The organism is Sphingomonas sp. (assembly GCF_036677245.1).
Lineage (GTDB): Bacteria > Pseudomonadota > Alphaproteobacteria > Sphingomonadales > Sphingomonadaceae > Allosphingosinicella.
Window position 1 is genome coordinate 14,891 of the sequence record NZ_JAKFCG010000092.1, and the last position, 15,396, is coordinate 30,286.

16 protein-coding genes are annotated in these 15,396 nt (G+C 67.3%); 11 read left to right on the forward strand and 5 right to left on the reverse strand.

Annotated features, from left to right (window positions below; all coding sequences use genetic code 11):
- Nucleotides 1-187 precede the first annotated feature (187 nt).
- Nucleotides 188-427: a type II toxin-antitoxin system HicB family antitoxin gene (locus V6M48_RS10940; protein ID WP_332812576.1), complete on the forward strand. Its 240-nt coding sequence runs from the start codon at nt 188-190 to the stop codon at nt 425-427.
- Between the two features lie 90 nt (nt 428-517).
- Here V6M48_RS10940 and V6M48_RS10945 read toward each other — a convergent pair whose 3' ends face one another.
- On the reverse strand, nt 518-1,558 hold the full coding sequence (locus V6M48_RS10945) for a rod shape-determining protein (protein ID WP_332812577.1): 1,041 nt from the start codon (nt 1,556-1,558) through the stop codon (nt 518-520).
- Between the two features lie 284 nt (nt 1,559-1,842).
- Between V6M48_RS10945 and V6M48_RS10950 the strand changes: the two genes are divergently transcribed.
- Nucleotides 1,843-2,427, forward strand: a complete 585-nt coding sequence (locus V6M48_RS10950) for a glutathione S-transferase C-terminal domain-containing protein (RefSeq protein WP_332812578.1) — start codon at nt 1,843-1,845, stop codon at nt 2,425-2,427.
- Nucleotides 2,428-2,624: 197 nt separating this feature from the next.
- On the opposite strand, the gene V6M48_RS10955 is transcribed toward V6M48_RS10950, so the two are convergent.
- A complete protein-coding gene (locus tag V6M48_RS10955; protein WP_332812579.1) occupies nt 2,625-3,341 on the reverse strand; it encodes an SIMPL domain-containing protein in 717 nt (238 codons plus the stop codon).
- Between the two features lie 152 nt (nt 3,342-3,493).
- Here V6M48_RS10955 and V6M48_RS10960 point away from each other — a divergent pair, with 152 nt between their 5' ends.
- From V6M48_RS10960 to V6M48_RS10970, 3 genes are read left to right on the forward strand one after another with little or no spacing between them, the layout of a single operon-like run.
- Nucleotides 3,494-3,910 carry a VOC family protein gene (locus V6M48_RS10960; protein ID WP_332812580.1) on the forward strand — a complete coding sequence of 139 codons (417 nt, stop codon included), beginning with the start codon at nt 3,494-3,496 and terminating at the stop codon, nt 3,908-3,910.
- Entirely contained in the window at nt 3,904-4,632 is a 729-nt protein-coding gene (gloB, locus tag V6M48_RS10965; RefSeq protein ID WP_332812581.1) for a hydroxyacylglutathione hydrolase, read from the forward strand. Before V6M48_RS10960 ends, gloB begins: the two co-directional genes overlap by 7 nt.
- Before the next feature lie 53 nt (nt 4,633-4,685).
- Nucleotides 4,686-5,084, forward strand: a complete 399-nt coding sequence (locus V6M48_RS10970; protein WP_332812582.1) for a hypothetical protein — start codon at nt 4,686-4,688, stop codon at nt 5,082-5,084.
- Between the two features lie 24 nt (nt 5,085-5,108).
- Here the strand turns inward: V6M48_RS10970 and V6M48_RS10975 are convergent, their stop codons facing one another.
- The 3 genes from V6M48_RS10975 to V6M48_RS10985 all read right to left on the reverse strand — a co-directional run bounded on the left by V6M48_RS10975 (nt 5,109) and on the right by V6M48_RS10985 (nt 9,737).
- Nucleotides 5,109-6,869: an AMP-dependent synthetase/ligase gene (locus tag V6M48_RS10975; protein ID WP_332812592.1), complete on the reverse strand. Its 1,761-nt coding sequence runs from the start codon at nt 6,867-6,869 to the stop codon at nt 5,109-5,111.
- A gap of 47 nt (nt 6,870-6,916) precedes the next feature.
- On the reverse strand, nt 6,917-8,587 hold the full coding sequence (ggt, locus tag V6M48_RS10980) for a gamma-glutamyltransferase (protein WP_332812583.1): 1,671 nt from the start codon (nt 8,585-8,587) through the stop codon (nt 6,917-6,919).
- Nucleotides 8,588-8,675: 88 nt separating this feature from the next.
- A complete protein-coding gene (locus tag V6M48_RS10985) occupies nt 8,676-9,737 on the reverse strand; it encodes a quinone-dependent dihydroorotate dehydrogenase (RefSeq protein WP_332812584.1) in 1,062 nt (353 codons plus the stop codon).
- A 200-nt stretch (nt 9,738-9,937) separates the two neighbouring features.
- Between V6M48_RS10985 and V6M48_RS10990 the strand changes: the two genes are divergently transcribed.
- Genes V6M48_RS10990 through V6M48_RS11015 form a run of 6 tightly spaced genes read left to right on the forward strand, consistent with a single transcriptional unit; the run spans nt 9,938 to nt 15,241 of the window.
- A complete protein-coding gene (locus V6M48_RS10990) occupies nt 9,938-10,351 on the forward strand; it encodes an RrF2 family transcriptional regulator (protein WP_332812585.1) in 414 nt (137 codons plus the stop codon).
- On the forward strand, nt 10,348-11,838 hold the full coding sequence (gene sufB / locus V6M48_RS10995; RefSeq protein WP_332812586.1) for a Fe-S cluster assembly protein SufB: 1,491 nt from the start codon (nt 10,348-10,350) through the stop codon (nt 11,836-11,838). The genes V6M48_RS10990 and sufB overlap by 4 nt, the downstream gene beginning before the upstream one ends.
- Entirely contained in the window at nt 11,835-12,224 is a 390-nt protein-coding gene (locus tag V6M48_RS11000; protein WP_332812587.1) for a hypothetical protein, read from the forward strand. The genes sufB and V6M48_RS11000 overlap by 4 nt, the downstream gene beginning before the upstream one ends.
- Nucleotides 12,211-12,954 (forward strand): Fe-S cluster assembly ATPase SufC, encoded by a 744-nt coding sequence (gene sufC / locus V6M48_RS11005; RefSeq protein WP_332812588.1) that lies wholly within the window; start codon nt 12,211-12,213, stop codon nt 12,952-12,954. Before V6M48_RS11000 ends, sufC begins: the two co-directional genes overlap by 14 nt.
- A complete protein-coding gene (locus V6M48_RS11010; protein WP_332812589.1) occupies nt 12,951-14,033 on the forward strand; it encodes a SufB/SufD family protein in 1,083 nt (360 codons plus the stop codon). Before sufC ends, V6M48_RS11010 begins: the two co-directional genes overlap by 4 nt.
- Entirely contained in the window at nt 14,030-15,241 is a 1,212-nt protein-coding gene (locus tag V6M48_RS11015; RefSeq protein WP_332812590.1) for a cysteine desulfurase, read from the forward strand. The genes V6M48_RS11010 and V6M48_RS11015 overlap by 4 nt, the downstream gene beginning before the upstream one ends.
- Nucleotides 15,242-15,396: the final 155 nt, after the last annotated feature.

Consider the following 15,396-nt stretch of genomic DNA (forward strand, 5'->3'; position numbering starts at 1 on the left):
GGGGTTTATCCGCGGCGAGAGCCGTTTGGCGAAATGAATGATTGCGCCCAGCCGAGCGGTGGCCGCGCTGTGCGGAGCGCCCGCCGATTGATGCCCGCCCTCATTCCCGACACCATGGGTAGAGAATAGAGGTTGAGTCGCTTCCCTTGTTATCGCCTGTTGCTGGCCCCTCCCGTGGGAGACTCTCATGCCCGGCTATGCGGTTACGCTCATTCGCGACGGCGACGGACGTTTCGTCGCCACCTTCCCCGACGTTCCGCAAGCGGTCGCGAGCGGTGATACGCAGGAAATAGCGCTCGAGGAGGCGGCAAGGGCGCTCGAGGCCGAATTCCGCCGGCGGATCCTGGGCGGCGAGGATCTTCCGGTGCCCGAGGCTGTCGGGCCGCTGCAGATCCATCAGGAGGTGCTCGCCGCGGCCTTCTCCTGAACAATGGAATCGACTTGGTGGCCCGGCGAGGCGGGCCATCGCAAAGCGCCTCGGCCCAACGGCTTCGAGGCGCTTTGCACGTCTGGGGCTTTAAGCGGCGTTGAGGACGCCGCGATAATCGGGATCTTCGAGCGCGCGTCCGGCGCCCATCGCGACGCAGACCAAAGGATCGTTGGCGATCACGACCGGCAGGCCGGTCGAGAGGGCGATCGCCTCGTCGATCCGCTGCAGCAAGGAGCCGCCGCCGGTCATGACGATGCCGCGATCGACGATGTCGGCGGCAAGCTCGGGCGCCGTGTTCTCGAGCGCGGCGCGGACCGCGCCGATGATCTGGCTGACCGGCTCGGCGATCGCCTCGGCGACTTCGGCCTGGCTGATCTCGATCTCCTTGGGCATTCCCTGCACGAGGTGCCGGCCGCGCACGCTGATCGTCCTTGGCTCGCCCTCCGGCGGCAGCGCGCTGCCCAGCGCGTGCTTGATCCGCTCGGCGGTCGTCTCGCCGACCATCAGATTATATTTGCGGCGCACCGCGGCGGTGATCGCCTCGTCCATCTTGTCGCCTCCGACTCGCACCGACGTGCTGTAGGCGAGGCCGCGCAGCGAGAGGATCGCGACCTCGGTCGTGCCGCCGCCGATGTCGACCACCATCGCCCCGACCGGCTCGATCACCGGCAGGCCGGCGCCGATCGCCGCCGCCATCGGCTCGTCGAGCAGCCAGACCTTCGAGGCGCCGGCGTTGGTGGCGGCGTCGCGGATCGCGCGGCGCTCGACCGTGGTCGAGCCGGACGGAACGCAGATCACGATCTCGGGCCGGCGCGGCAGCCGCGAGCGGCCGCCGTGCGCCTTGTCGATGAAGTGCTTGATCATCTGCTCGGCGACGTCGATGTCCGCGATCACGCCGTCGCGCAGCGGCCGGATCGCCTGGATGTTGTCGGGGGTCTTGCCCATCATCAGCTTGGCGTCGCGGCCGACCGACTTCACCCGCCTGATGCCGTCGCGAGTCTCGAGCGCAACCACCGACGGTTCGTTGAGGACGATGCCCTGGCCGCGCACGTAGACCACCGTGTTCACGGTGCCGAGGTCGATGGCCATGTCGTGCGAAGGAAGCCTGAAAAGGCGGGGAAGCCACATAAACGCAAACATCCAGCGGAGGGAGGCGCGGCAAGGAGCTTGCCGTCGGCGCGCTTCCTCACCCATCGCGCGGCGTTGCGGAAGCGCTTTGCCGGAAATTGCGGCTGATCTGCGTTGGAACGAGACGTGGACGAGCCCACCTGCGTCATATTTGCCCGCAATGATGGATCGATTTCGTCTGCGCCCGTGACCGTCCCGGCCGCATCGGGCCTCGACCGCTCCGCGCAAGACGCTTATTCAACGGCGGGGCCTTCGCCGAGGGCGCTATCACTGGGAGAGAGAAAATGAAGCTTTACTACACGCCAGGGGCGTGCAGCCTCGCCGATCACATCGCGCTGCACGAAGCCGGATTGAAGTTCGATCTCGAGAAGGTCGACCTCGCGACCAAGACCACCGAAACCGGCGCCGACTTCAACTCGGTCAATGCCAAGGGCTATGTGCCGGCGCTCGTGCTCGACGGCGGCGAGCTGCTCACCGAGAATGTCGCGATCCTCGATTGGGTCGCCGATCAGAAGCCGGCGCTGCGGCCGCAGGGGGCATTGGGCCGTTCCAAGCTGCTCGAAATGCTGACCTTCATCTCGACCGAGATCCACAAGAAGTTCGGCGTGTTCTTCCAGGGCGGCAGCGATGCCGACAAGGCCACGAACGGCGAAGCGATCACGAAGCGGTACCAGCATATCGCCGACGGAATGACCGGCGATTATCTGTTCGGCAACGAGCCGACCACGGCCGACGCCTATCTGTTCGTCACCTTGATGTGGGCGGGAATGGTCGGCGTACCGGTTCCGGACAAGCTTAACGCCTACCGCGAGCGGATGCAGGGGCGCCAATCGGTGCAGACCGCGCTCAAGCACGAAGGCCTGGCCTAGGCGCAACGGCCCGCCGCAGCGGCGGCGGGCCAATCGCCCGGCCGGCCGCCGGCGTGAGGCCAGCGCCCGCAGCCTGCTCGTCTGGCTTCGCGCTTGTGCCGAGAGCGTGAAGCAATCTCTTCGATCGGTCCCGGCTCGATTGACGTTGGCTTGCGTGCTTCCGGGTCGTCGGGTTTGTCACCTGATCGGACATCGCTCTAATCGAGGTAGAAATCGATCGTCGTCACGACGCGCACCTTCTGGAACGGCGAGTCGGTTCCCGAACCCCCGTTCTCGCCGTCACGCGCGCCAACCGAGAAATAGCCTTGAGTGGCCTGCTTGATGCCGCCGACCTCGGTGCCCGAATCATTGGCGAATTGCTCCGCGCCGCGCCGAGCGTCGCGCGTGGCTTCGGCGATCATCGCCGGCTTGACGTCGTTCAGCTTGGTGAAGCTGTAGGTGATGCCCGATCCTTCCTCGATCGCGACGCCGTTGCGGATCAGGTCGAACTGACGCGCGAAGGCGGCCCGCGCCTTCATCACCTGCTTGGTGCGAAGCTGCATGCGCTGGCGCACGGTGATGCTGTTCACGCCACGGTTGCTGTCGTAATATTGGTTCACGCCGACCCCGGCGGTGGTCACCTCCTGATCGCTGAAGCCGAGCCGCTTGAGGAAGGCGGTGATCGCGCGCGTATCCTGGTCGATCCCGGATTGGACCGCGCCGAGATCCGTCCCCTGCTCGCTGTAGGCGATCGTCCAAGTGGCAAGGTCGGCGGTGACATCGCGCTCGGCCAGCCCGCGCATCGTCACCGAGCGGTCCGCCAATCGCGCGCGCCGGAGGCCGTCGCCGAGCAGATAGCCGCCCAATATGATGCCGAGCGCGACGATGGCGGCGGCAATGAGACGGACGCGGGTATCGTCGACACGTTCGGTCATCTATTCCTCCTTGGGGCGGATCAGCCGCCGTGCTCATCAATAAGGTCGTTCGATGAACCGTGCATTTATAGCGATGAGATGAGATACGGAAAAGCTGTAACGCTTGGCCCTTCGGGTCCAATCTGTCGCGCTCAACAAGGCCGAAAAAGACGATGAAATATCTGCACACCATGATCCGCGTCTCGGATCCGGACTCTACGATCCGCTTCTTCAACCTGCTCGGGCTGCGCGAGGTGCGCCGGATCGACAATGACAAGGGCCGCTTCAGCCTGATCTTCCTCGCCGCTCCCGGCGACGAGGACGCGCAGGTCGAGCTCACCCACAATTGGGACCAGCAGGGCTATGACGGCGGCCGCAACTTCGGCCACCTTGCCTATCGTGTCGACGATATCTACGAGACGTGCCAGCGGCTGATGGACAATGGGATCACGATCAACCGGCCGCCGCGGGACGGGCATATGGCCTTCGTACGCACGCCGGACGCGATCTCGATCGAGCTGCTGCAGCAGGGGACGCCGCTGCCGCCCGCCGAGCCCTGGGCGTCCATGGAGAATGTCGGCACATGGTAGAGATCGCGCGAGTCCCGGTCCTCAACGACAATTATGTCTGGCTGATCCACGACGAGGCGTCGGGCGAGACGGCGGCGATCGACCCGGCCGTCGGCCAGCCTGTGCTCGACGCCGCCGCGGCGCGCGGCTGGCGCATCACCCAGATCTGGAACACCCATTGGCATCCCGACCACATCGGCGGCAATGCCGAGATCAAGGCGGCGACCGGCTGCAAGATCACCGCGCCCGCTGCCGAGGCGGGCAAGATCCCGACGCTCGAACGCGCCGTCAGCGAAGGGGATAAGGTGAGCCTCGGCGGCATCGAGGCAGAGGTGTTCGAGGTGCCGGCGCATACCGCCGGGCACATCGCTTATCATCTGCCGTCGGAGAAAGTGGTGTTCGTCGGCGACACATTGTTCGCGATGGGCTGCGGCAAATTGTTCGAAGGCACCGCCGAGCAGATGTACGGCAACATGAAGCGGCTCGAGGCGCTGCCGGCCGATACCAAGGTCTATTGCGCGCACGAATATACGCTGGCGAACGCGCGCTTTGCGATCACCGTCGAGCCCGACAACCAGGATCTCCAGAGGAGGTTCGCCGAGGTCGTCGCCGCGCGCGAGGCGGGCGAGGCGACCGTGCCGACCGACATCGGGCTCGAGCGCGCGACCAATCCGTTCATGCGCGCATCGTCGATCGCCGAGCTGGCCGAGCGCCGCGCCGCCAAGGATTCGTTCCGCGGCTGAAGTCGGCGGCGCCGACCGCGGCTGTGATGCGTTGATCGGTCGAGGAGGCTGCCGTGAACAAGCTCATGCCCGCACTGCTCGCTCTTGCCGCGCTCTGCGGCTGCGCCGCGCAACCTGAACCGGAGATCACGCCCAAGGAACAGGCGAGCCTCGATGCGGCGCTCGCCGGCCGCACCGCACGCGCGCCGGTGACCTGCGTCAGCCAGCATTTGCTGCGCGGCAACCGCGGCTTCGGCGAAGGCGTGATCCTGTTCGAAGGATCGACCGGCCGCACCGTCTACGTCAATCGGCCGCCGGGCGGCTGCCCCGAGCTCAACCCGTTCCGCGCGCTGCGGACCAAGACCACCACCGGCCAGCTGTGCCGCGGCGACATCGTCTCGGTGTTCGATGCGACCAGCGGCATCGAATATGGCAGCTGCGGGCTCGGCGATTTCGTCGAATATCGCAAGTAGGTCCGCTGGCGCGAGCCGCCGGGATCATCTGCGGTACAGGGCTTCCAGCCGCTCCCCGTAGACCTGCCGGATGACATGCCGCCTTATCTTCATCGACGGCGTCAATTGCTCGTTGTCGATCGCGAACGGCGCGTCGGCGAGGATGAAACGGCGCACCTTCTCGGTGACCGACAGGCTTCGATTGACTCGGTCGACGCCGGCGGAGAGCGCGCGAAGATAATCGGGATCATCGCGTAGGGGCTGACCGCGCGGCTTGCCCTGCGCTTTCGCCCACGCCGAGGTCCATTCCGTGTCGGGCACGATCAGCCCGACGAGGTGCGGCTTCCTGTCGCCGACCACCATCGCCTGCGCGATCTCGGGCTGCAGGGTCAGCATCGCCTCGACCCGCTGCGGCGCGACATTGTCGCCCTTGTCGAGGACGATCAGATCCTTCTTGCGATCGGTGATCACCAGCCGGCCGGCATCGTCGAGATGGCCGATGTCGCCGGTCGCGAGCCAGCCGTCGCGCAAAGTCGCTTCCGTGAGCTCGGAATTGCGCCAATAGCCCTTCATGACCAGCTCGCCGCGGACCATGATCTCGCCGTCCTCGGCGATCCTGAGCTCGGTGTTGGCGATCGGCGGCCCGACGGTGTCCATCCTGATCCCGGCCTTGGGGCGATTGGCGCTGATAATCGGCCCGGCCTCGGTCTGGCCGTACCCCTGGAGCAGCACGATGCCCAATGAATCGAAGAAGATGCCGATCTCGGGATTGAGCGGCGCTCCGCCCGAGACCATCGCCTTCACCCGACCGCCGAAGCGGCCGCGGACCTTGGGCCGCAGGCTGCGCTCGAGCAGGAGGTCGATCGCGCGGTCGCCGAGCCGCGGCTTGCCGGCATGCCTCCGCGCGCCCAACGCCAGCGCCTGCCGTGTCAGCCACTGCGCGACCAGGCCCTGCTTGGCGAGCCCGTTGAGGATGCGCTGGCGGAGCACCTCGAACAGCCGCGGCACCGAGATCATGATCGTCGGGCGCACCTCCTCGATGTTCGAGGCGAGCTTCTCGATGCCTTCGGCATAATAGATTTGCGCGCCGAGCCCGATCGGCAGGAACTGCCCGGCGCTATGCTCATAAGCGTGCGACAGCGGCAGGAATGAAAGGACGATCTCCTCCTCGTCGATGCCGAAATCCTCGGCGATGATCGCGAACGTTCCTTCGACATTGTGGAGGATCGCGCCATGATGCTGCATCACCCCGCGCGGCGCGCCGCCGGTCCCCGACGTGTAGATCAGGCAGGCGATGTCGTCGCGGATCAGTTCGGCGGCAGCGTTGGCGCAGGCGGCGACGCCGGCCGGGGCCGCCACCAGATCGTCCCAGCGGTGGATTTGCAACGTCTCGCCCTGCGGGGCGCGCACCGGCTCGATCGCGACGACATGGCGGCAGGCCGCGGCGCGCACCGCGGCGGGAAGCAGGGCATCGGCGAGCTTCTGGCTCGAGACGATCGCCGCGGCCGCGCCGCTGTCGTCGAGGACGTGCTGATGGTCGCGCTCGGTGTTGGTCGTGTAGGCGGGCACGGTGACGCAGCCTGCGGCCATGATCGCGAGGTCGGCGATGCACCATTCCGGCCTGTTCTCGGAGACGAGCATCACCCGGTCGCCGCGCGCCAGGCCGAGCCGCTCGAGGCCGGCCGCGAGCGCCGCCACCCGCGCGGCCGTCTCGCGCCAGCTCAGCGCCTGCCAGTGGCCGCCGGCGGCAGTCTTGGCCCAGAGGAACGGCGCCTCGCCGCGTTCGGCGGCGCGCGTGAAGAACATGCTGACCAGATTGGCGAAAGGCTCGAGCGACTGCCTTTGCCGCACGTCTATTCGCTCAGCGCGACGCCGTCGCCGCGCGGGTCGGCCGCGCCGCGCCAGCCGGTGGGAGTCCGCTCGGCGGCATTGACCTTCGAGCCGAGCGCGGCCGGCGTCACGACGCCGTCGACCCGCGACAGCTGCGACGTCATTTCCGCGAGGAAGGTGCCCTGCTCGACCAAGGTGGTGGGGCCGCTGAAATAGAGGTTGGGCAGCGCGATCGCCTGCTGCGCGGGCAGGCCGAAATCGAGGAAGCCGATCAAGGTCTTGGCGACGTGCATGATGATCCGTTTGCCGCCCGCCGAACCGAGCGCGAGGATCGGCTTGCCGCTCGCGTCGTAGACGATCGTCGGGCTCATCGACGACAAAGGCCTCTTGCCGGCCTGCACCCGGTTGGCGACTGGCGCGCCCTCCTTTTCGGGCGCGAAGCTGAAGTCGGTGAGCTCGTTGTTGAGCACGAAGCCGCCGGCGATCAGCTGGCTGCCGAACGGCCCCTCGACGGTCGAGGTCATGTTCGCGACATTGCCGTTGCGGTCGACCGCGACGAAATGGGTGGTCGACGGCACCTCGCCCGAAGGCGCGGCGGTGCGAGGCGCGGAACCGGGCGGCGTTCCCGGCTTGTAGGCGCCGAGCGGCCGGTCGGGCGAGATCAACGCCGATCGTGCGCGCAGATAGGCCGGGTCGAGCAGCCCCGCGACCGGGACGGCGATGAAGTCGCGATCGCCGAGCCATTTCTCGCGGTCGGCATAAGCCAGCTTCATCGCCTCGGCGATCAGATGCCAGCTCTTCGGATCGCGCGGCCCCATCGCCTTCAAGTCGAAGCGCTCGAGCATCCCCAGCATTTGCAGCACGGTCGTCGCACCCGAGGAGGGCGGGCCCATTCCGCAGATTTTGAAGCGGCGGTAGCTCGAGCAGACCGGCGGCCGCTCCCTGGCCTGATAAGCGGCGAGATCGGCGAGCGTGAGCTGCGCCGGATTGTGCCTGGCCGCGGCGACCGCGCTCGCAATCTCGCGGCCGATCGCTCCTGAATAGAAAGCGTCGGGCCCGCGCCTGGCGATCGCGCGAAGCGTCTTCGCAAGCGCGGGGTTGCGCATCCGCTCGCCGGCGCGGAGCGGCTTGCCGTCGCGGCCCGAATAGAGCTGGCGGATTTCGGGGAAATCGCCCCACAAGCGGCTAATGCCGGCGATGCTCGCCGCGAGCCGGTCGCTGACGATGAAGCCTTTGTCGGCGAGCCGGATCGCGGGATCGAACAGCCGCCGCCACGGCAGCTTGCCCCAGCGCTGGTGCGCGGCCGCCATCAGCCTGATGTTGCCGGGCACGCCGACCGAGATGCCGCCGGGGAAGGCGGCGCTGAACGCCATCGGCTTGCCCTCGGGCGTCAGGAAAAGGGTGGTGCCTGCGCTCGCCGGGGCCATCTCGCGGCCGTCGATGGTCGTCATGCCGCCGCTCTTGCCGTCGTGATGCAGAAGGAAGCCGCCGCCGCCGATGCCCGAGGATTGCGGCTCGACCACGGTCAGCGCGAGCATCATCGCCATCGCAGCGTCGCTCGCGCTGCCGCCGGCGCGCATGATCTCGCGCCCGGCCTCCGCCGCCCGAGGCTCGGCGGCCGAAACGACACCCTGGGCGGACGCGCTGACCGGCACGAGGAACAGCGCGACGAACAGAAACAGACGCTTGAGCATGGCGCCGACGCCTATCCGATCAAGCGGGGCGATGCCAGCCTGCGCTGGCATGACGGGATCGGGCACCTACGCCGCCAACCGCAGTTCCTCACCCGGTTCCAACGGCTTCGGCGACGCTCGTGAAGCCGTCGGCGGCGAGATATTGCTCCAGCTCGGCGAGGATCGTGCGCACCAGTCCCGGACCATGGTAGATCAGCGCCGTATAGAGCTGGACCAGGCTCGCGCCGGCGCGGATGCGGTCGTAGGCGTCGGGGCCGCTTTCGACCCCTCCCGCCGCGACGAGCGGGAGGCCGGCGCCGGTCGCGGTGCGGAAATCGCGCAGCCGCTGCAGCGCAAGCCCTTTCAAGGGGGCGCCGGAAAGGCCGCCGGCCTGCCCCTTGTTGGGCGATTCGAGCGGCGGGCGCGATATCGTGGTGTTCGAGACGATCAAAGCGTCGAGCCGGTGGTCGAGCACCGCCTTGGCGATAGCGTCGATATCGGCAGGCTCGAGGTCGGGCGCCACCTTGAGGAACAGAGGCGGCGCGCTTGTGCTTTCGGCGCGCGCCGCGACCACGGCGGCCAGCAGGTCGTTCAGCGCCGCTTCGTCCTGCAGCGCGCGCAGCCCGGGCGTGTTGGGCGAGGAGATGTTGATTGTCAGATAATCGGCGACATCGGCCATCCGGCGGACCCCGGCGGCATAATCGGCGATTCGATCGGTGCTGTCCTTGTTGGCGCCGATATTGACGCCAACGATGCCTGCGCTTGGGCCGGCGTTCCGCCCGCGCCGAGCGGAGAGCCGCGGCCTGGCGTCCTCCTGGCCGCGGTTGTTGAAGCCGAGCCGGTTGATCACCGCGCGATCCTCGGCGAGGCGAAACAGCCGCGGCCGCGGGTTGCCGGCCTGCGGCAGCGGCGTCAGAGTGCCGACCTCGACGAATCCGAAACCGAGCCCGAGCATCGCGCCGAACACTTCGGCATTCTTGTCGAACCCGGCGGCAAGGCCGATCGGGTTCGGGAAGCCCAGGCCGGCGACCTGCACCGCCAGCGGCCCGGCCGGCGGCGTCGCCTGCGCCGCGGGCGCTGGACGGCGCTTGAGCGCGGCGATCGTGATGCCGTGCGCCCGCTCGGCGTCGAGTGCGAACAGCAAGGGACGAACGAGGGGGTAAAGGTCCATGGTTTTGGCTTATGGCAGCGGTCCCGTGACGGGTCAAAAGGCCGCGGCGCGGGTTGATTTCCGCGCCTGCGCGCGCCACATGGCAATCGGAACGAATCAGTCCGATTAAAAGTGCTCCCGGAAAAGTGGGAACCGGTTTTCCGATCAGGAGCGCGAAAGAGGATTAATCGCTCCTCGCGTGGAGCGGACGGGTAGAAACAATGCGCCTGACCAGTCTTGCCGATTATGCCGTCGTGATGATGGCTGCCGCGGCCCGCCACGGCGGAGACGCGCGTCTGTCGGCGAATTTGCTCGCGGGCGAGACCGGCGTGCCGCTGCCGACCGCGCAGAAATTGATGGGCCGGCTCGCGTCGGCGGGGCTGCTCAGCTCGGCACGGGGGGCTGGGGGCGGTTTCCGGCTCGCGCGCGATGCGCAGGGCATCAGCCTTGCCGACATCATCGAAGCCGTCGAAGGGCCGATCGCGATGACGACCTGCGTCGACCACAATCGCGACGATTGCGTTCTCGACGGACGATGCCAGGTGAAGCCGCACTTGAGCGCGGTCAACGGCGCGTTGCGCGGCGCGCTCCAGGGGGTGAGTCTCGCCCATCTTGCGGAAGGTGAAGTGAAGTGAATGACGTCAACGAGCAGGCCCCGGTGAGAAACCAGGACGCGCAGGACGCGGTTGACCGCGCCTCGTCCTACGAATGGGGATTCAGCTCGGACATCGAGCAGGAATTCGCGCCCAAGGGGCTGAACGAGGACACCGTCCGCTTCATTTCCGCCAAGAAGGCCGAGCCGCAGTGGATGCTCGACTGGCGGCTGAAGGCGTTCCGCCAATGGCAGACGATGCAGGCGCCGGACTGGGCCAAGCTCAACATACCGCCGATCGATTACCAGGACGCTTATTATTACGCCGAGCCGAAGAACAAGCCCGAGCTCAAGTCGCTCGACGAGCTCGATCCCGAGATCCGCCGCACCTACGAGAAGCTCGGCATCCCGATCGAGGAGCAGAAAGTGCTCGCCGGCGTCGAGGGCGCGCGCAAGGTCGCGGTCGACGCGGTGTTCGACAGCGTCTCGGTGGCGACCACCTTCCGCGAGGAATTGAAGCGCGCCGGGGTGATCTTCCTGTCGATCTCCGAGGCGGTGCGCGAATATCCCGAGATGGTGAAGAAATGGATCGGCAAGGTCGTGCCGATCCACGACAATTATTTCGCGACGTTGAACAGCGCGGTCTTCTCAGACGGCACCTTCGTCTACATCCCCGAAGGCGTGCGCTGCCCGATGGAGCTGTCGACCTATTTCCGCATCAACGCCGCCAACACCGGCCAATTCGAGCGGACGTTGATCGTCGCCGACAAGGGCAGCTACGTCTCCTACCTCGAAGGCTGCACTGCGCCGATGCGCGACGAGAACCAGCTCCACGCCGCTGTGGTCGAGCTGGTCGCGCTCGACGATGCCGAGATCAAATATTCGACCGTCCAGAATTGGTATCCGGGCGATGCCGAGGGCAAGGGCGGGATCTACAATTTCGTCACCAAGCGCGCGCTCTGCCAGGGCAAGAATTCGAAGGTGAGCTGGACCCAGGTCGAGACCGGATCGGCGGTCACCTGGAAATATCCGAGTTGCGTCCTCGCCGGCGAAAACAGCGTCGGCGAATTCTATTCGGTCGCGCTCACCAACAATTACCAGCAGGCCGACACCGGCACCAAGATGATCCACCTCGGCAAGAACAGCCGGTCGAGGATCGTCTCGAAGGGGATTTCGGCGGGCAAATCGAGCAACACCTATCGCGGCCTCGTCCGGGTCGCGCCGACCGCAGAGAATGTGCGCAACTTCACCCAGTGCGACAGCCTGCTGCTCGGCGACAAATGCGGCGCGCACACCGTGCCCTATATCGAGGTGCGCAACCCCTCGGCGCAGATCGAGCATGAGGCGACGACCTCGAAGATCAGCGACGACCAATTGTTCTACGCGATGCAGCGCGGCCTCGCCCAGGAGGATGCCGTGGCGCTGATCGTCAACGGCTTCGCGAAGGAGGTGCTGCAGCAGCTGCCGATGGAGTTCGCGGTCGAGGCGCAGAAACTGCTCGGGATCAGCCTCGAGGGGAGCGTCGGATGACCCCTTTGATTGCGCTCGGCCTTTATGTACTGGCGAATGGGTCGCCGCAGTCGCTCTCGCCGATCGAGATCGCTTTCAATAAGGCGCTGAAGTCTTACCACGATTGCGTGAATCGGGGGATCGACCGCCGCTTCCCAGAGAAGGGCGGGCTCACCTTTGACCAGGTTAACGAGACAGTTGATGCGGCCGTGGCCGATTGTCAGGAAGCTCGGCGAACAGCTGCCCACGACGCCGATAAAGCGTTGGGAAGGGATTCTCGTTTCCTGGACGTCTCAATGCGCGCAGCTGTGGTCGCGCATTGGTTGGATCAAATGGAACAGCGCCTTAGACCCCCGCCACCCCCACTGAACTCAAACGGCAAAGCTGACTCCAATGCTACGAATTGAAAACCTCCACGCCGAAGTCGACGGCAAGCAGATCCTCAACGGGCTTTCGCTCGACGTGAAGGCGGGCGAGATCGCGGCGATCATGGGGCCCAACGGCGCGGGCAAGTCGACCTTGGGCTATGTGCTCGGCGGACGGCCCGGCTATGAGGTGACCAAGGGCTCGGTGCTGTTCGACGGCCGCGACCTGCTCGCGCTGCGGCCCGACGAGCGCGCCGCGGCCGGCCTGTTCCTCGGCTTCCAATATCCGGTCGAGATCCCCGGCATCTCGAACGTCCAGTTCCTGCGCAGCGCGTTGAACGCGCAGCGCCGGGCGCGCGGCGAGCCCGAGGTTTCGGCGGGCGACTTCCTTCGCATCACCCGCGAGCAGGCGGACGCGCTCGGCATCTCGATGGACATGCTCAAGCGCAACGTCAACGTCGGCTTCTCGGGCGGCGAGAAGAAGCGCAACGAGATGGTCCAGATGGGCATCATCGACCCGCGGCTCGCGGTGCTCGACGAGACCGACAGCGGCCTCGACATCGACGCGCTCAGGGTCGTCGGCGACGGCATCAACCGGATCATGCGCAAGCCCGACAAGGCGGTACTGCTGATCACCCATTACCAGCGCCTGCTGGACCTCGTCGTGCCCGACCAGGTCCATGTGCTCGCCGGCGGCCGGATCGTGCGTTCGGGCGGCCCCGAGCTTGCGCTCGAGCTCGAGCGCGAAGGCTATGGAGCGATGGCTGCATGAGCCTGCTCTCCCTTCCGTCGACCCGCGAGGAAGCGTGGCGCTGGAGCGATCTTTCGGCCTTGCCCGCGCTTGCCGAAGCGCAGCCGAGCGGCCGCGTGCCCGACACCCTGCCGTGGCTCGATTGCGCCGGCCCGCGGCTTTTGTTCGTCGACGGCAAGCTTGCGCAAGCGGTCGATCAGGGCCCGATCGAGATCGGCGAGGTCGAAGCCGCAGCGCCCGATCATGCGCTGGCGCGGCTCGCCGGCCGCTCCGGCTGGCGGCTGCGCCTCGGCAGGGATCACGCACCGGCGGGGCTGGTCCAGATCGTCCATGCCTCGACCGGCGCCGCCGATCATCTCGCCGCCGAGATCATGCTCGACGCGGATGCGCAGGCTTCTGTGGTCGAAACCTATATCGGCACCGGCTGGACCAACCGCCTCGCCCAAACCCGCCTCGGCAAGGGCGCACGGCTGATGCTCAACCGCCGCCTGCTCGGCAGCAGCGGTTTCGTCAGCATCGCCGATCGCGCCGACGTGGGCGAGGGCGCCAGCCTTGCCCTTATCACCTTGAGCGCCGGCGGCCGGGACACGCGGCTCGACGGCGAATTGCTGCTCGCGGGCGACGAGGCGTTCGCCGAAGCCGGCGGAACTTTGCTCGCCAATGGAACGCAGCGCCACGACGCCAATCTCGTCATCCGCCACGATGCGATCGGCGCGACCAGCCGTCAGGTCTGGCGGTCGGTCGCCGACGATCGCGCCGCCTGCTCGGTCGCGGCGCGGGTCGAGGTCGCGCGTGACGCGCAGAAGAGCGACGGCGAGCAGTCGCTCAAGGGCCTTTTGCTCGCGCGCACCGCGACGATCAATGCGAAGCCGGAACTCGAGATCTTCGCCGACGACGTCAAATGCGCGCACGGCGCAACGGTCGGCGAGCTCGACCGCAACGCGCTCTTCTACCTCGCCAGCCGCGGACTCCCGCTCTCCGAGGCGAAAGCGCTGCTCACCCAGGCGTTCGTCGCCGACGCGATCGAGCGGATCGGCGAGGAGCAGGTGCGCGACGCGTTCCGCGAGGATGCGCTTGGCTGGCTGAGGGGCAGGGCATGAGCACCCTTCTGTCCACCCGCCCGCTCGACACCGTCGCCGATTTCCCGGCGATCCCCTCCGGCTGGGCCTATCTCGACACCGCCGCCACCGCGCAGAAGCCGCAGCCGGTGATCGACGCGATCACCCGCGCCTATGCGCAGGATTATGCGACCGTCCATCGCGGGGTCTATCAGCGCTCGGCGTCGATGACCTATGCGTTCGAGGCGGCGCGCGAGCGGGTGGCGCGCTTCATCGGCGCGGGCGCGGCCGACGAGATCGTCTTCGTGCGCGGTGCGACCGAGGCGATCAACCTCGTCGCGCACAGCTGGGGCCAGCGGCTACAGGCGGGCGATCGCATCCTGATCTCGGCGCTCGAGCATCATTCGAACATCGTGCCGTGGCAGATGCTGCGCGACCGCACCGGCATCGAGATCGACGTCGCGCCGCTGACCGACGATCACCGCATCGACCTCGACGCGCTCGAGGCGCTGCTGACGCCGCGGACGAAGCTCGTCTCGATCGCACATGTCTCGAACGTGCTCGGCAGCATCGCCGACATCGCGCGCGTGGCCAGCGCCGCGCATGCGGTCGGCGCGATGCTGCTGGTCGACGGCTGCCAGGCGGCGCCGCGGCTCGCCGTCGACGTTGCCGCGCTCGGCTGCGATTTCTACACCTTCTCGGGGCACAAGCTCTACGGCCCGACCGGCATCGGCGTGCTGTGGGCGCGCGCCGACATCCTCGCCGGTATGCCGCCCTGGCAGGGCGGCGGCGCGATGATCGAGACGGTCAGTTTCGAGCGCACCACCTATGCGCCGCCCCCGGCGCGCTTCGAGGCGGGGACGCCGCACATCGTCGGCGCGCTCGGCCTCGCCGCGGCGATCGACTATGTCGAGTCGATCGGCCTCGACCGCATCGCGCGGCACGAGGATGCGCTGGCGCACGCCGCGCGCGACATGCTGCGGTCGTTCAACTCGATCCGGCTGTTCGGCCCCGACAATTCGGCGGGGATCGTCTCCTTCGCGATGGACGGGGTGCATCCGCACGACATCGGCACCATATTGGACGAGGCGGGGATCGCGATCCGCGCCGGCCATCATTGCGCGCAGCCGCTGATGGAGCGGCTCGGCGTCGCCGCGACGGCGCGCGCCAGCTTCGGCATCTACAACATCGACGAGGACGTCGCCCGGCTCGCCGGCGGCATAGAGAAAGTAGTCAGGATCTTCGGATGAACGAGGAACCCCGCAAGTTCGACGTCGAGATCATCGACGAGGCGCCGCCGGTGCCCAAGGCGCCGGCGATCGGCCGTACCCCCGATTATCTCGACGGCTTCCTGCGCAAGCCGGCGAGCGCCGCGCCCGCGGCGGAACCGGGGGGAGATCTCTAC

Bases quoted from the DNA above. Each gene is read 5' to 3' on its own strand.
- V6M48_RS10940 (WP_332812576.1), top strand. From the start codon at position 188: ATGCCCGGCTATGCGGTTACGCTCATTCGCGACGGCGACGGACGTTTC.
- V6M48_RS10945 (WP_332812577.1), bottom strand. From the start codon at position 1,558: ATGTGGCTTCCCCGCCTTTTCAGGCTTCCTTCGCACGACATGGCCATC.
- V6M48_RS10950 (WP_332812578.1), top strand. From the start codon at position 1,843: ATGAAGCTTTACTACACGCCAGGGGCGTGCAGCCTCGCCGATCACATC.
- V6M48_RS10955 (WP_332812579.1), bottom strand. From the start codon at position 3,341: ATGACCGAACGTGTCGACGATACCCGCGTCCGTCTCATTGCCGCCGCC.
- V6M48_RS10960 (WP_332812580.1), top strand. From the start codon at position 3,494: ATGAAATATCTGCACACCATGATCCGCGTCTCGGATCCGGACTCTACG.
- gloB (WP_332812581.1), top strand. From the start codon at position 3,904: ATGGTAGAGATCGCGCGAGTCCCGGTCCTCAACGACAATTATGTCTGG.
- V6M48_RS10975 (WP_332812592.1), bottom strand. From the start codon at position 6,869: ATGTTCTTCACGCGCGCCGCCGAACGCGGCGAGGCGCCGTTCCTCTGG.
- ggt (WP_332812583.1), bottom strand. From the start codon at position 8,587: ATGCTCAAGCGTCTGTTTCTGTTCGTCGCGCTGTTCCTCGTGCCGGTC.
- V6M48_RS10985 (WP_332812584.1), bottom strand. From the start codon at position 9,737: ATGGACCTTTACCCCCTCGTTCGTCCCTTGCTGTTCGCACTCGACGCC.
- V6M48_RS10990 (WP_332812585.1), top strand. From the start codon at position 9,938: ATGCGCCTGACCAGTCTTGCCGATTATGCCGTCGTGATGATGGCTGCC.
- V6M48_RS11000 (WP_332812587.1), top strand. From the start codon at position 11,835: ATGACCCCTTTGATTGCGCTCGGCCTTTATGTACTGGCGAATGGGTCG.
- sufC (WP_332812588.1), top strand. From the start codon at position 12,211: ATGCTACGAATTGAAAACCTCCACGCCGAAGTCGACGGCAAGCAGATC.
- V6M48_RS11010 (WP_332812589.1), top strand. From the start codon at position 12,951: ATGAGCCTGCTCTCCCTTCCGTCGACCCGCGAGGAAGCGTGGCGCTGG.
- V6M48_RS11015 (WP_332812590.1), top strand. From the start codon at position 14,030: ATGAGCACCCTTCTGTCCACCCGCCCGCTCGACACCGTCGCCGATTTC.